The 13,807-nt window shown below is 74.2% G+C and carries 11 protein-coding genes and 1 pseudogene; 4 read left to right on the top strand and 8 right to left on the bottom strand.

Translation table 11 applies throughout. The features are described 5' to 3' along the window. The first annotated feature begins 199 nt into the window (after positions 1 to 199). On the top strand, positions 200 to 1,120 hold the full coding sequence (locus tag IF99_RS0128595; protein WP_031001005.1) for a phosphotransferase: 921 nt from the start codon (positions 200 to 202) through the stop codon (positions 1,118 to 1,120). Positions 1,121 to 1,160: 40 nt separating this feature from the next. Here IF99_RS0128595 and IF99_RS0128590 read toward each other — a convergent pair whose 3' ends face one another. From IF99_RS0128590 to IF99_RS0128565, 6 genes are all read right to left on the bottom strand, one after another. Beyond that, positions 1,161 to 1,991: an SDR family NAD(P)-dependent oxidoreductase gene (locus IF99_RS0128590; protein ID WP_031001003.1), complete on the bottom strand. Its 831-nt coding sequence runs from the start codon at positions 1,989 to 1,991 to the stop codon at positions 1,161 to 1,163. Positions 1,992 to 2,225: 234 nt separating this feature from the next. Continuing rightward, entirely contained in the window at positions 2,226 to 3,089 is an 864-nt protein-coding gene (locus IF99_RS0128585; protein ID WP_031001001.1) for a glycosyltransferase family 2 protein, read from the bottom strand. Between the two features lie 183 nt (positions 3,090 to 3,272). Next, a complete protein-coding gene (locus tag IF99_RS0128580; protein ID WP_031001000.1) occupies positions 3,273 to 4,478 on the bottom strand; it encodes a serine hydrolase domain-containing protein in 1,206 nt (401 codons plus the stop codon). After that, positions 4,475 to 5,284: an energy-coupling factor ABC transporter ATP-binding protein gene (locus IF99_RS0128575; protein ID WP_234340901.1), complete on the bottom strand. Its 810-nt coding sequence runs from the start codon at positions 5,282 to 5,284 to the stop codon at positions 4,475 to 4,477. Before IF99_RS0128575 ends, IF99_RS0128580 begins: the two co-directional genes overlap by 4 nt. Continuing rightward, positions 5,272 to 6,063 (bottom strand): cobalt ECF transporter T component CbiQ, encoded by a 792-nt coding sequence (gene cbiQ / locus IF99_RS0128570; RefSeq protein ID WP_031000995.1) that lies wholly within the window; start codon positions 6,061 to 6,063, stop codon positions 5,272 to 5,274. Before cbiQ ends, IF99_RS0128575 begins: the two co-directional genes overlap by 13 nt. Before the next feature lie 4 nt (positions 6,064 to 6,067). Beyond that, positions 6,068 to 7,150, bottom strand: coding sequence for an energy-coupling factor ABC transporter permease (locus tag IF99_RS0128565; RefSeq protein WP_031000993.1), 1,083 nt, complete (start codon positions 7,148 to 7,150; stop codon positions 6,068 to 6,070). A 155-nt stretch (positions 7,151 to 7,305) separates the two neighbouring features. On the opposite strand from IF99_RS0128565, the gene IF99_RS0128560 reads away from it, so the two are divergent. Further along, entirely contained in the window at positions 7,306 to 7,869 is a 564-nt protein-coding gene (locus IF99_RS0128560; RefSeq protein WP_031000991.1) for an SsgA family sporulation/cell division regulator, read from the top strand. Between the two features lie 251 nt (positions 7,870 to 8,120). Here the strand turns inward: IF99_RS0128560 and IF99_RS0128555 are convergent, their stop codons facing one another. Together IF99_RS0128555 and IF99_RS0128550 are read right to left on the bottom strand one after the other, a co-directional pair. After that, positions 8,121 to 10,409 (bottom strand): MMPL family transporter, encoded by a 2,289-nt coding sequence (locus IF99_RS0128555; RefSeq protein ID WP_031000989.1) that lies wholly within the window; start codon positions 10,407 to 10,409, stop codon positions 8,121 to 8,123. A 277-nt stretch (positions 10,410 to 10,686) separates the two neighbouring features. Next, a complete protein-coding gene (locus IF99_RS0128550) occupies positions 10,687 to 11,283 on the bottom strand; it encodes a TetR/AcrR family transcriptional regulator (RefSeq protein WP_031000987.1) in 597 nt (198 codons plus the stop codon). 651 nt (positions 11,284 to 11,934) lie between these two features. Between IF99_RS0128550 and IF99_RS34185 the strand changes: the two genes are divergently transcribed. Both IF99_RS34185 and IF99_RS0128540 read left to right on the top strand, forming a co-directional pair. After that, positions 11,935 to 12,111 carry a hypothetical protein gene (locus IF99_RS34185; protein ID WP_158716670.1) on the top strand — a complete coding sequence of 59 codons (177 nt, stop codon included), beginning with the start codon at positions 11,935 to 11,937 and terminating at the stop codon, positions 12,109 to 12,111. Positions 12,112 to 12,394: 283 nt separating this feature from the next. Then, positions 12,395 to 13,807 (top strand): annotated as a pseudogene (locus IF99_RS0128540) (peptidase S41); the annotation flags it as partial.

Here is a 13,807-nt window from a genome sequence, read left to right as displayed (position 1 = left end):
GTTGATCGGCAGCGGCCGGCAGTGACCGTCGCCGATCAACCGCCCGCCCCATTCGGCCGCTTCCGTCCGGGAAGGGGCACCTCCCGGACTCGTCGGGTCGATAACGGTCGTGAATGGTCACGGACTTGGGGCGGTCCGCGCGGGTGGGCCACGATGTGGCGGTCCGTACCCCCCGTACCGCCTCCCCCCGGGACGTCCCGTGCTCGACTTCGCACTCCTGAATACGGTCCTCGCGGAGCACCTCGACGGGCTCGGGCTCGCCCCGGATCCCCGGCGCGAAAAGGTCCGCGCCTGGACCCACGGCGGGGTCGAACGACTCGTCTTCGCGGACGGCCTGACGCTCATCCACAAGTACGGGCACGCGCCGCTCGCTCAGGAGGCGTCGACGCACCGGGTGCTCCAGGCCGCCGGGGTGCCCGTGGCGACGCTGCACTCCAGCGAGGTGCGCGACAAGCACATGACGATCGTCATGGAGGACCTGGGCGAGCCCGTACGCCCCGCCACCGAGGACGAGGTGCTCGACCTGCTCCTCGTCCTCCACCGGGCGCCCTCGCCGCCCGGCAGCCCCTCACTCTCCGAGTACACGATGATCACCATGCCCGACCGGGCGCGCTGGCACCTGGACCGGCTCCAGGAGGCGGGCCGCTGGACCGCTCTCGCGGGCAGGCTCGGCGGCGACCTCGACAAGGTGCGGAAGGTCTCCGAGGAGCGCTGCGCGGGCGCCGACCGGGAGCCCTTCGGCTGGGTGCACACCGAGATCGCGGGGAACGGCGTCCACGTGGGGCCGAAGGGCGTCCGCCTCATCGACTTCGCGCGCTCCTACGTCGGTCCCGTCCTCCTCGACCTCGTCTCCTGGGGCGACGGCCTCGACCGCCCGCGCCCCCGCGAGGCGCGCGCGTTCCTGGAGCGGTACGTGGACCTGGGCGGCCCGGCCTCGACGCTCGACCGCCGCGCCGGGCTGGCCGCCGAGCGCTGGGCGCTGGCCTGGCTGCGGGTCTGGCGCGTCGAGTGGTACCTCGAACAGTCCGCGATCCGCCACGCCGACCCGGGCCTCGACCCGGCCCGCCAGGCCCTCGCCCGCCGCAACCTGGACCAGGCGCTGGACCTGCTGGAGCTGTAACGCGGGGGCGAGGGCGGGGCGGCCTCCCGCCGTACCGGGGTCAGCCGGCGCCCGGCCCGTCCCCGGCCTGTACCGCCTCCCCGTCCGCCGCTGCCTGCGCGTCCGCCGCTTTCGCCCGTTGCCGGAAGCCCGACTGGACCGCCAGGATGCCGCCGTCCACCCGCAGGGTCGTGCCCGTGACCCAGGCCGCGTCGGCCGAGGCGAGGTAGGCGACGGCCGCCGCGATGTCCTCGGGCTCGCCGACCCGGCCGAGCGGGTAGAGACCGGCGAACGCTTCGAGGTGGGCGGGGCGGTCGGCCCACGCCGTCGTGCGGACCGTGCCGGGCTCGACGAGGTTGACGCGCACGCCGCGCGGGCCCGCGTGCCCGGCGAGGGTACGGGTCAGCGAGGTGAGCGCGGCCTTCGCGGCGCTGTAGGCGTGACCGCCGAAGTCGGCCTCGGCGTTGACCGAGCCGATCGTCACGATCGCGCCCCGGCCCGAGGCGACGAGGTGCGGGAGCGCCGCGCGCGAGCAGCGGAAGGCACCGCCGAGGCACACGTCGATGTCGCGCTCCCAGACCTCGTCGCTCTCGTCCTCGAAGAGGTCCGCGTCGGCACCCGCCGAATAGGCGTTGTTGACGAGGACGTCGAGACGCCCGAACCGTTGCACCGCGTGCGCCACGGCGGCTTCCGCCTCGGCCCGTACCCGCACGTCGAGGCGGTACGGCTCCGCCCCCGGGATCTCCGCCGCCGTCGCCCGCGCCGCCCCCTCGTCGGCGTCGGTGAGCAGCACCCGCGCCCCCTCCTCGGCGAGCCGCCGCGCGGTCGCCGCCCCGATCCCGCGCGCGGCCCCGGTGATCAATGCGACATGGCCCTCGAATCGCTGTGTCATGGCGCGGAAGCTACCGGGAGGAGGGGGGAGAGGAACAGAGGTGCGAGGGGTGTAGTGGGCGCGGGCGAGGACCCGTGACGCGCGCTCAGGGCGATCCCGCGGCGCGCGTGCCGGGACCCTCGGGGCGGTCGGGGATCGCGTACGGCGTGCGCTCCAGCCACCGCGTGTCCCGCCGGACTCCCCCACGACGCCGATCGCGGGGCTCCCCACGACGGATGTCCCACGTCCGGACGGTCAGAGGACCGGCGGACGCCCGAGGCGGGTCATGGTCCACACCGTGGACCAGCGCAGGGGGCGGCGCGGACCGCACGCCGTGCGCCAGCCCTCCGCGAAGCCCGCGCACCACGCCCGCAAACCCGCCGCGTCACGCGTGCGCGCCACGGTCAGTGCCACCCATACCCCCAGGTAGACCGGCACGAGCGGGGCCGGGAGGTGACGCCGGGCGAGGTAGACCCGGTTGCGGGCGGTGGTGCGGTGGAAGACGGCGTGGCGGGCGGGCGAGGTGCGGGGGTGCTGGAGCAGGAGATCCGGCTCGTAACGGATCGTCCACCCGGCGTCCAGCGCGCGCCAGGCCATGTCCGTCTCCTCGTGCGAGAAGAAGAACGCGTCCGGCCAGTCGCCGACCTGAGCCAGCATCCTCCCCGACAGCACGTGCGCCCCACCCAGGAACGTGGTCACCCGTCCCCCGCGCATCGGCTCGCCGGAGCGCAGTCGCGGGACATGGCGGCGCTGGGTGAAGCCGGTCTCGTCCGCGATCCGGAACCCGACGATGCCCAACCGTGGATCGGCCTCGTACAACCCGACGATGCGTTCGAAGTCGGTGTTGGAGACCAACAGACCGTCGTCGTCCAAGTCCAGGACGAGGTCCATGTCCCGTAGACGGTCCAGGGCGGCATTCCGGCCACCCGTCACTCCCAGGTTCTCGGCGAGCTCAACCGCCTCCACCCAGTCCGGCAACCCGAGGCCGGCGAGCGAGCAGCCGTTGCCGACGACCACAGTCCGCGTCGCTGGCGTCGTCTGCGCACGGACCGAGGACAGCAGTGCCGCCAACTCCTTGGGCCGGTCCCCCATCGTGAGGATCGCGACACCCAGCGTCATGCCCACCCCAACCCGCCTTCCGGGGAAACCTGAGAGGAACTCCGCACCAGCGAAGCGTAAGGCCCGCTCCCCGCGCGAACGCGCCTCCACCGGAGTCCCGGGCGACCGGGCGGGGCATGGAACGCCGACCGCCCCTGCCCGTCCCGCCGTCACGGTCCGCGCGGCGGCCGAGGGGACGCCCCCTCAGCCCCCCACCACCCCCCGTACCGCCTTCACCAGCGCCTGGGCTCGTGGGTCGGCTGTCACGCCCTTGCGCAGGCCGTTCGTGACGTAGCCGAAGCCGATGCCCGATTCGGGGTCGGCGAAGCCGAGGGAGCCGCCGCGGCCGGGGTGGCCGAAGGAGCCCTCGGCGAGGAGGGGGCTGGCGGGGCCGTGGAGCATGAAGCCGGCGCCGAAGCGGGTGCGGGCGACGAGGACGCGGTCGGGGCCCTCGGACTCCTGGGTGCGGGCCATGGCGAGGGTCGCGGGGGTGAGGAGGCGGCGGCCTCCGTCGACGTCGCCGACGAGCGCCGCGTAGAAGCGGGCGAGACCGCGCGCGGTCGCGACGCCGTTTGCGGCGGGGAGTTCGGCGGCGCGGTGGGCGCGCGTGTTCTCGTCGGCGGCAGGGCTGATGGCGGCGAAGGCGCGGCTCGTGAGCGAGCCGGGGTCCCCGTACGCGGCGGCGATGTCCCTGCGCGGGCGCAGGCGCAGGCCGTTGGCGGCGGGCGGCGGGGCGAGCGGGCTGATCCGGCCGACGCGCCACTCCTCGTCCTCGGGCAGCCCGATCCACAGGTCGAGGCCGAGGGGCCGCTCCAGGTTCTCGGCGACCCAGGAGCCGAGCGTGCGCCCGGTGAGGCGCCGCACGAGTTCGCCGGTGAGGAAGCCGTACGTCTGCGCGTGGTAGCCGTGGTCGGTGCCCGGCCCCCAGAACGGGGCCTGCGCGGCGACGGCGGCTGCCGCGCGGTCGAGGTCGCGGGCGGCCTCGGGGGTGAGCGGCGTGTCGAGCGCGGGCACGCCCGCGCGGTGGCCGAGGAGGTGGCGTACGCGGGTGCCGTCCTTGCCGTGCGCCTTGTACGCGGGCCAGTACGCGGAGACCGGGGCCTCCAGGTCGAGGGCGCCGCGCTGGTGGAGCAGGAGCAGCACGGTCGCCGCGATGCCCTTCGTCGCGGAGCGCACGATCTGCGCCGTGCCCCGGCGCCAGGGCTCGCCGCCCGAGGCGGGGGCGTCCCCGTCCCGCGTACCGCCCCACAGATCCACGACCTTGCGGCCGTCGTGGTAGACCGCGACGGCCGCGCCCCGCTCACCGAGCCGGGTGAAGTTGCTGGTGAAGGCGTCCCTGACCTGTTCGTACCCCGGTGCGACGAGTCCTTCGACCGTCACGTCCCCGGCTTGGCGCACACTCTCGTTCACCTCTCCATGGTCACAGACCGCGGATCGAAGCCAAAGGGCAGTTCGAGGCGATGGGCGCGCATGAGGTCCGCGTCGCTCAGCAACTCGCCCGTCGGGCCGTCCGCCACGATGACGCCGTCGCTCAGGATGGCCGCGCGCGGGCACAGCTCCAGGGCGTAGGGCAGGTCGTGGGTGACCATCAGGACCGTGACGTCGAGGCGCTGGAGGATGTCGGCGAGTTCGCGGCGCGAGGCGGGGTCGAGGTTCGAGGAGGGCTCGTCGAGTACGAGGATCTCGGGCCTCATCGCGAGGACGGTGGCGACGGCGACGCGGCGGCGCTGGCCGAAGGAGAGGTGGTGCGGGGGACGGTCGAGGTACTCGCCCATGCCGACCTCGTCGAGCGCCTCGCGCACCCGCGCCTCCAGCTCCGCGCCCCGCAGCCCGGCCGCCGCGGGGCCGAAGGCGACGTCCTCGCGGACCGTGGGCAGGAAGAGCTGGTCGTCGGGGTCCTGGAAGACGAGCCCGACGCGGCGGCGGATCTCCGCCATGTGCTTCTTGCCGACGGGGAGCCCGGCGACGGTGACGCTGCCCGCGCCCGCTTCGAGGATGCCGTTGAGGTGGAGGACGAGGGTCGTCTTGCCGGCGCCGTTGGGGCCGAGGAGGGCGACGCGTTCGCCCTTCCCGATGCGCAGGTCGACGCCGAAGAGCGCCTGGTGGCCGTCCGGGTAGGCGTAGGCGAGGCCGCTCACGTCGAGGGAGGGCGGCGCGGTACCGGAGGCGGTGTCCTGGCGTACGGGGTCGGTGGCTCGATGCGTCACAGGGTCCATCCCAACAGGCAGATCACGAGCGCCGCGGCGGGCAGCGTGAGCGCGTGCGCCCACTGCGTGCCCGTCGCGGTGATCTCGTCGATGACGGGCATGGTGCCCGTGTAACCGCGGCTGAGCATCGCGAGGTGGACGCGCTCGCCGCGTTCGTAGGAGCGGATGAAGAGGGCGCCCGCGGATTTCGCGAGGACGCCCCACTGCCGCACGCCCTTCGCCTCGAAGCCGCGCGACTCGCGGGCGATCTTCATGCGGCGCATCTCGTCGGTGATGACGTCCCCGTACCGGAGCATGAACGAGGCGATCTGGACGAGCATCGGGGGCAGCCGGAGCCGTTCCAGGCCCAGGAGCAGGGCGCGCAGTTCGGTCGTCGAGGCGAGCAGGACGGAGGCGGCGACGCCGAGCGTGCCCTTCGCGAGGACGTTGAAGGCGCCCCACAGGCCGCTGACCGAGAGGGACAGGCCGAGGAACTCGGTGTGCGGGCCCTCGGCGACGAACGGCATGAGCACCGCGAAGGCCACGAACGGCACTTCGATGAGCAGCCGTTTCAGCAGGTAGCCGGCGGGGACGCGGGCCGCCGTCGCGACGGCGGCGAGCAGCACCGCGTAGCCGCCGAAGGCCCACAGCGCCTCGCGCGGGGTCGAGACGACGAGCACGACGAAGGCGAACGCGGCGGCGAGCTTCGTGTGCGGCGGCAGCCGGTGCACGACGGAGTTCCCGTGCCGGTAGAGCCGGTGGGCTCCCCCGTGGCCGGAGGTGTGGGGGGTGCCCCCTTCCGCTGCCATGCGCTTATACGGTCCCTGCCGAGGTGGTGGCGCCCTGCTCGCCCGGCTGGTCCTCGTCGGCGCGGCGCTTGCGCACGGCCCAGAAGACGCCCGAGCCGACGACGATCGTCGCGCCGACACCGATCACACCGGCGAGGCCGCCGGAGATCCGGGCGTCGGCGATGTCCTTGACACCGTAGTCGGCGAGCGGGGAGTTTTTCGAGGCGTGGTCCTTCTCCGCCTTGTCGATGCCCTTGTCGTGGGCGACCTTCTCCAGGCCGTCGGGGTTCGCGGAGGCGTAGAAGCTGACGAAACCGGCGAGGACGACGGAGGCGACGACGCCGGTGATCCAGATCTTGCGGGTGGAGCGGGCGGCGACGGGGGCGGGCGCGGGGGCCTTGGGGGCGGCGTCGACGAGTTCGCCGCCCACGCGCAGCTTGAGCGGCGCTCCGAGGCCGCGCGCGCCGTGCACGAGGTCGGGGCGGACGGCGACGACGGCGCCGACCGTCAGCGCGGTGATGACCGCCTCGCCGATCCCGATGAGCACGTGCACGCCGATCATGGCGCTCGCGACCTTGCCGATCGAGATGTCCGTCGTGCCGCCGATCCAGTACATGAGCGTGAAGGCGACCGCGGCGCCCGGCACGGAGATCAGCGCGGCCACGAAGGAGGCGGCGGTGAGGGAGGAGCGGCGGCGCGGGAGGACCTTCACGAGGCCGCGGAAGACCGCGTACGAGACGACGACCGTCACGATCGCCATGTCGGTGATGTTGACGCCGAGCGCGGTGAGGCCGCCGTCCGCGAAGAGGACGCCCTGCATGAGCAGGACGACGGACACGCACAGCACGCCCGTATAAGGGCCGACGAGTATCGCGGCGAGCGCGCCGCCGAGGAGGTGTCCGCTGGTGCCCGCGGCGACGGGGAAGTTGAGCATCTGGACGGCGAAGATGAACGCGGCCACGAGACCGGCGAGCGGCGCCGTGCGCTCGGCACCGGCGGCGCCGAGTTCGCGGCGGGCGCCGCGCAGCGAGACCGCGACGGCGGCGGCGGCGAGCACGCCGGTCGCGGCGGAGACGGGAGCGTTGATGAATCCGTCAGGGACATGCATGGCGGGACTTCGCTTCCTGCGGGGGCGGGGACGCGCAAAACCGTACGATCATAGTGCCCAGTTGCGAGGGACTCGCAAGAGTGCCTCCGGCGCAACTGCCACCTGGCCGCCGTTCTCGCCGGGCGAATCCTCCCCACTCGTGGGATTCTGCGACCGTGACAGGCATCGAGCAGTACGTGCGGGTACGGGTGTGCGCGAGCGGCCCCGACGAGGCGGAGACGCTTCCCGTGCTCCTGCGGTACGACCCCGCCACCGACCCCGCGCTCGTCGGCCTCGCCTTCCCGGGCACCGAGGGGGCGCACGACCACGTCTTCGCGCGCGCTCTCCTGGAGGAAGGGCTGCGCAGCCCGGCCGGGACGGCGGGCCTGCGCGTCTGGCCGTGCGGACGCGCGCAGACGGTCCTGGAACTGCGCCGCGCGGCGGGGCCACTCCTCGTCCTCCAGTGCGACAGCACGGACCTGATCCGCTTCCTGCGCCGCACGTACACGGCGGCGGCCCGCTACGAGGCGGGGCTGACGGGCCCGGTCCGCGAGGCGCCGGGGGCGACGGGGCAGGCGGGGGCGACGGGTAAGGCGGGGGCGGCGGTTCGGACGGTGACGGGGGCGGCGGACCCGGCGGGGGCGGGCCGGTCCGGGGTGGCGGGTCAGCCGGGGGTGCCGTCCGCGGCGCCGGGCCGGGCGGGCTCACCGGTCTCGACGCGGCCGAGGTCCTCGGCGTAGTACGCGATGGCCTCGCGGAAGGCGCGTACGCCCGGATCGGTGCTCGTCGCATGGTGCCGGGCTGGCCCGTACGCCCAGGGGAAGGGCCCGGCGAGAGCCTTGCCCTCTCGCCGGGCCCGCCGTGCCGGCCCCGTCCCCACGGACCTCGGCACGGTCACCGGGCGGGGTGCGGCACTCAGCCGCCCACCGCACCCGGTCACCGGGCGGGACACGGCCCGGGGGCCGCTCGCCCCGCCCGGGGCCAGGACTGCTCAGACGCGGGTCAACTCCCTTTCCGCGTCCGGGTCCTGGGGTCCTTCGCCGGAGGACGAACCGTCCCCCAGCGCCTTGTGGAGCTTCTCGCCCTCGACGTCGACGTTCGGCAGGACGCGGTCGAGCCACTTCGGCAGCCACCAGGCGCGGCGGCCGAGCAGGGCGAGGACCGCCGGGACGATCGTCATGCGCACCACGAAGGCGTCGAAGAGGACGGCGATCGCGAGGCTGAAGCCGATCATCTTGACCATCTGCTCGCTGGAGCCGATGAACCCGGCGAAGACGGCGATCATGATGACGGCGGCGGCCGTGACGACGCGGGCACCGTGGCGGAACCCGGTCTCGATGGCCTGGGCCGGGCTCTCGCCGTGGACGTGCGCCTCGCGCATCCGGGTCACGAGGAAGACCTCGTAGTCCATCGCGAGGCCGAAGACGACACCCACCATGAAGATCGGCATCATGCTCATGATCGGTCCGGTCTGCTCGACCCCGAAGAGCGAGCCGAGCCAGCCCCACTGGTAGACCGCGACGACGGAGCCGAGCGCGGCGACCACCGAGAGGAGGAAGCCGAGCGCCGCCTTGAGGGGCACGAGGACCGAGCGGAAGACGAGCATCAGGAGCAGGAACGCGAGGCCGACGACGAGCACGAGGTACGGCAGGAGCGCGTCGTTCATCTTCTGCGAGACGTCGATGTTCATCGCCGTCTGCCCGGTGACGAGCACCTCGCCGCGGTCGGCGGCCTTGACGTCCTCGCCGATGTCGCGGATGGAGTGGACGAGCGTCTCGGTCGCGTGCGAGGACGGCTTGGAGGCAGGGACGACGGCGATGGTGGCCGTGTCGCCCGCCGGGTTGAAGGAGGCGGGGCTGACCGCCGCGACGTCGGGGAGCTTCTTGATCTCCGCGACGACCTGCGCGGCCTCCGCGTGCGGGTCGGCGACGCCCTTGCCGTCGAAGACGGTCATGAGCGGGCCGTTGGAGCCCGGCCCGAAGCCGTCGGAGAGCAGGTCGTAGGCGCGGCGCTGCGTCGTGGACGTCGGCTGCGAGCCGTCGTCGGGCAGGCCGAGTTCGAGCTGTGTCGCCGGCACGGCGATCACGCCGAGGCCGAGGACGCCGAGGAGCAGGACACGGACGGGGCGGCGCAGGACGAAGCGGGCCCAGCGGGTGCCGCCGTTGACCTTGTGCGCGCCGTCGTCGCCGCGATGGGCCTCGGCGACGGCACGGGCCTGGGCCTCGGGGCCCTGGTCCTTGACGGCCTTGGCGGCCTTGCGGGCCTTGCGGCCGAGCACCTTGTCGCCCGCGAAGCCGAGCAGCGCGGGGATGAGGCTGAGCGCGACCACCACGGCGACAGCGACCGTACCGGCGGCGGCGACGCCCATCTTGGTGAGCAACGGGATGTTGACGACGGCGAGGCCGCACAGGGCGATGATCACCGTGAGCCCGGCGAAGACGACGGCGGAGCCCGCCGTGCCCGTCGCCCGTCCGGCGGCTTCCTCGGGCTGTTTGCCCTCGGCGCGTTCGGCCCGGTAGCGGGAGACGATGAAGAGCGCGTAGTCGATGCCCACCGCCAGGCCGATCATCATGGCGAGGATCGACGTCGTCGAGTCGAGGTGGAGGGCCGAGGCGAGCGCGGTGATCGAGCCGACACCGACGCCGACGCCGATGAGCGCGGTGAGCAGCGGGAGCCCGGCGGCGACGATCGCGCCGAAGGTGATGACCAGGACGACGGCCGCGACGACGATGCCGACGACCTCGGTGGAGCCGGTCTCGGCCCCGGCCTGGAGCGCGTCACCCCCGATCTCGACGGTCAGGCCCTTGTCCTGGGCCTGCTCGGCGGCGTGTTCGAGCGAGTCCTTGCTCGCGTCCGTCAGCTCCATGGAGCTGACCTTGTAGCTCACGGTGGAGTAGGCGATCTCACCGTTCTTGGAGACGGCCGCGTTGTTCTCGAAGGGGTCGTCCGCGTGGGAGACCTCCTTCGAGCCGTGCTCGATCGCGGAGACCGTCCTGGTGACCTCGGCCTTGTTCGCCGGGTCGGTGATCTTCTGGCCCTCGGGCGCCTTGAAGACGACGCGGGCGCTGGCGCCCTCCGCGTTGTTCGCGGGCATCCGCTGGTCGAGGAGGTCGAACGCCTTCTGGGCCTCGACGCCGGGTATGGAGAACTGGCTCGGGCCCGGACTGCTGGCGGTCGCGGCACCGAAGCCGACGAGCGCGAGCAGCACGACCCACACGAAGGCGACGGCGCGTCGCCGCCTGAAGGCGAACCGGCCGAGCCGGTAGAGGAATGTGGCCACGGGGGTGGAACTCCCGTTCGGTCAGGGGCGGAAAAGGGACAAGGCTTTGCGGATGCGTCCGGCCCTGACGGGAGGCGGTCACGTCAGGTGGTACGGGTCGCGGCGGCTCGTACACGGCTGGTACGGGGGCGCGGTGCGCGGACCGGTGCCCGCCCGGCTCACCCTGGTCCGGGCAGGCCGGCTCAGCGGCGCGGGGTACGCGTCGCGGGGCGTCCTGGCCCGGCGGGGAGGGGAGAAGCGGGGGGCGCGCGTCAGTCCGCGCGGGGGTGTCGGGGAATCAGACGCCGAGGGCGGGGAGTACCACGGCGTCGATGTATCGGGTGAGGAAGTCCCGGTCCAAGGGCCGCGCGTCGATCATCTGCCGCGCGACGAAGGCACCGACCATCATGTGCACGACGAAGTCGAGCGCGGGCCTGTCCGCGTCCACCTCGCCGCGCTCCACCGCGCGCCGCAGCACCTGTCCGAGCCCCGTGATCTCGGGCTCGATCAGCAGTTCGCGGAAGGCGCGGTGCAGATCGGGGTTGCTCTTCATCTCCATGGCGATCCCGCGCATCAGCGCGGCGTCCTCCGCCATGCGGCAATCGTCCTGGCTGCCCACCATCGCGTGGAAGTCCCCACGCAGGCTGCCGGTGTCGATGTCGGCGATCGAGTGCGGTTTGTGATGGCGCAGCGCCTTCACGACCAGCTCGGGCTTGCTCCCCCACTGGCGGTAGAGGGTGGCCTTGCTGGACCGGGTGCGGGAGGCCACGGCGTCCATGGTGAGCGCCTCGTAGCCGACCTCGCGGAGCAGGTCGAGCACGGCGCCGTACAACTCGGCCTCGCGCTCCGGCGTCAGACGGCTGCGACGCGTCGTCGCGCCCACTGCTCCAGCCATCCGGCCCACCTCCTGCTCGCTCCCGCGCGCCTGCCCCGCCCCGGGGAGGGACGGGCGAGCGACACGCGTCGGTCCACGCACCCTAGCCCCAGGAGCGGAGCCGGGTGCGCTCTCGCATATGAGGAGCCTACCCGCCTCCCAAGCGAAACGAAACGGTTTCGTACGTGAGGTGGGCCACGCGTGCTGCGCGGGGCTTATTTATCCGGTACGTACATGGGGTGGGGGATGGGGGCGCTCGCGTTTCGGGTGCGCGTGCGGCTCTCGCTGTCAGCGCGCGGGCCCGGCCTCAGCGGCGAGCACGGCGGTGGCTGCGGTGGCGCGGGGGTGCGGTGGCCCCGAGGGCTGCGGTGGCGCGAGGGGGGCTCCGGGCCGGGCTCGGAGCCCTGCTTCGGCCCTTGCTTCGGGCCCGGCAGCCTGCCGCGCGGCGTCTCGGCGGGCTTCTTCGTCTTCCGCGAGCCCGGCCTCGCGCTCCTTCGGCGGCAGGGCCCCGGCACCCCCGTCCAGGCGGTCGGGTGCGGTGAGCCGCTCGCGCATCTGTTCCGGGGTGAATCCGAGCGGCTTCGTGCGCCTGACCGCCCCTCGACCGGGCGACACCGGCCTCGGCGCAGAGGCGGGAGCCGCCCTGAGAGCACGCCGGGGAGGACGAGGCCGGTGTCGCTGGAGGGACTGATCGTGCGAACGGCGGTTCCCTCCTACGTCGGCCCCTGCCCCGGCCCCCGCTGCTTCCGCCCCGCCCGGTGCTCCCACCCGCGCGGGTGGCGCACCGAGGTGCTCGCCGGGCTCGTCGTCGCGCTCGCGCTCGTCCCCGAGGCGCGGCGGTACGGGTGATGAGGGACGCCCGGGGCGAGGGCTGAGGCCGAGTCCGACCGGACGGGGGGCGTGGGGCGATCGGTCCCGTACCGGCCGGGGCGGGGCAGGGGGCCACGGCCCCGGAGTCCCGGAGCACGCGGGGCGGGGGCAGGGGGCCACGGACCCGTAGCGCCCCCTCCGGCGGTGAGCCCCGTCCCGCCTCCCACGGGCTCCGTCCCGCCCGCCGCCTCCGTGGCGCCCTCCGCTGGAGGCGGCGGCCCCGGCCCGTTCCCGAGTTGCCGCGCCCCGCCGCGCGTAGAGCATGGGAGAGGTGACCGCGCACCCGAGGGACCCGTACCCGCGGGGCGGAGCGGCCTATCTCCGCCACCCCGCCCTGCACGCCGACCTCCTCTGCTTCGTCGCCGAGGACGACCTGTGGCTCGCCCCGCTCCCGGCCCCCGGCGCGACGGAGCCCTCCCTCGCCCGGCGGCTCACGGCGGACCGCACGAAGCTGAGCCACCCCCGCTTCTCGCCGGACGGCGCGCACCTCGCCTTCATCTCCTGGCGCAGCCTCGACCCCGAGATCCACCTCGCCGAGGTCGCGGGCGACACCCCCGTGCGCCAGCTCACCTACTGGGCCGGGCGCGACACCCGCGTCTGCGGCTGGAGCCCGCCCGACGCGGACGGGCGCAGCGACATCCTCGCCGTCTCCTCGCAGGCGCAGCCGTTCTCGTACTTCTCGTGGGCCTACAAGGTCCCCACCGACGGCTCCCCCGGTGGTCGCCTCCCCTGGGGCCCGGTCTCCGCGCTCGCGCAACGCGGCCACGACGGCGACGAGCGCACACTCCTGCTCACCGGCACTCCCCCGCACGAACCGGCCGCCTGGAAGCGCTACCGGGGCGGCGCCACCGGACGCCTGTGGCTGCACGGCGAACGCCTCCTCCCCGACCTCGAAGGGCACCTCGACTGCCCCCTGTTCGTCGGCGACCGCGTCGCCTTCCTCTCCGACCACGAAGGCGTCGGCAACGTCTACTCCTGCCGCCCGGACGGCTCCGACCTGCGCCGCCACACCGACCACGACGCCTTCTACGCCCGCAACGCGGCGAGCGACGGCCACCGGATCGTCTACCAGTGCGCGGGTGAGCTGTGGCTCGTCGACGACCTCGCGCCCGACGCCCTCCCGCGCCGCCTCGACATCCGCCTCGGCGGCCCCCGCTCGGGCCGCCGCCACCACCAGGTCCCCGCCGCGCGCCACCTCGACGCCGTGTGCCCCGACGAGACGGGCCGCGCGAGCGCCGTCGCGGTGCGCGGCAGCCTGTACTGGCTCACGCACCGAGACGGCCCGGCGCGCACCCTCGCGGACACGCCGGGGGTCCGGGTGCGGATGCCGGTGCTGTACGGGGGCGGGAGCTCGGTCGCGTACGTGAGCGACGCGGGCGGCGCTGACGGCATCGAGGTCGCCCCGCTGCCCCGCGCGGGCACCCCGGGCCCGGTCCGCCGCTGGGCGCACGGGCGGCTCGGGCTCGTCGAGGAGCTGGTCGCCTCACCGCAGGGCGACCGGTTCGCGGTCGCGACGCACGACGGACGGCTGCTCCTGGTGGACCCGCCGGCAGGGGAGAGCGGGGCGCCGGGCGAGGGGGCGCCGGGCGAGGAAGCACCGGCCGGGGTCCGGGACGAAGCGGAGGCGCGGGACGGGGGCGGGGCGGAGTCGCGGGACGGGGGCGGGGGCCGGGAC

Origin of the sequence: Streptomyces sp. NRRL F-5630 (assembly GCF_000719475.1) — a bacterium.
GTDB lineage: Bacteria > Actinomycetota > Actinomycetes > Streptomycetales > Streptomycetaceae > Streptomyces.
Note: the sequence above shows the minus strand (reverse complement) of the source record. Positions and strands in the feature narration are given on the sequence as shown.

Coding starts and splice junctions, on each gene's coding strand:
- IF99_RS0128590 (WP_031001003.1), bottom strand. CDS start 1,991: ATGACACAGCGATTCGAGGGCCATGTCGCATTGATCACCGGGGCCGCG.
- IF99_RS0128585 (WP_031001001.1), bottom strand. CDS start 3,089: ATGACGCTGGGTGTCGCGATCCTCACGATGGGGGACCGGCCCAAGGAG.
- IF99_RS0128575 (WP_234340901.1), bottom strand. CDS start 5,284: ATGGACCCTGTGACGCATCGAGCCACCGACCCCGTACGCCAGGACACC.
- cbiQ (WP_031000995.1), bottom strand. CDS start 6,063: ATGGCAGCGGAAGGGGGCACCCCCCACACCTCCGGCCACGGGGGAGCC.
- IF99_RS0128565 (WP_031000993.1), bottom strand. CDS start 7,150: ATGCATGTCCCTGACGGATTCATCAACGCTCCCGTCTCCGCCGCGACC.
- IF99_RS0128550 (WP_031000987.1), bottom strand. CDS start 11,283: ATGGCTGGAGCAGTGGGCGCGACGACGCGTCGCAGCCGTCTGACGCCG.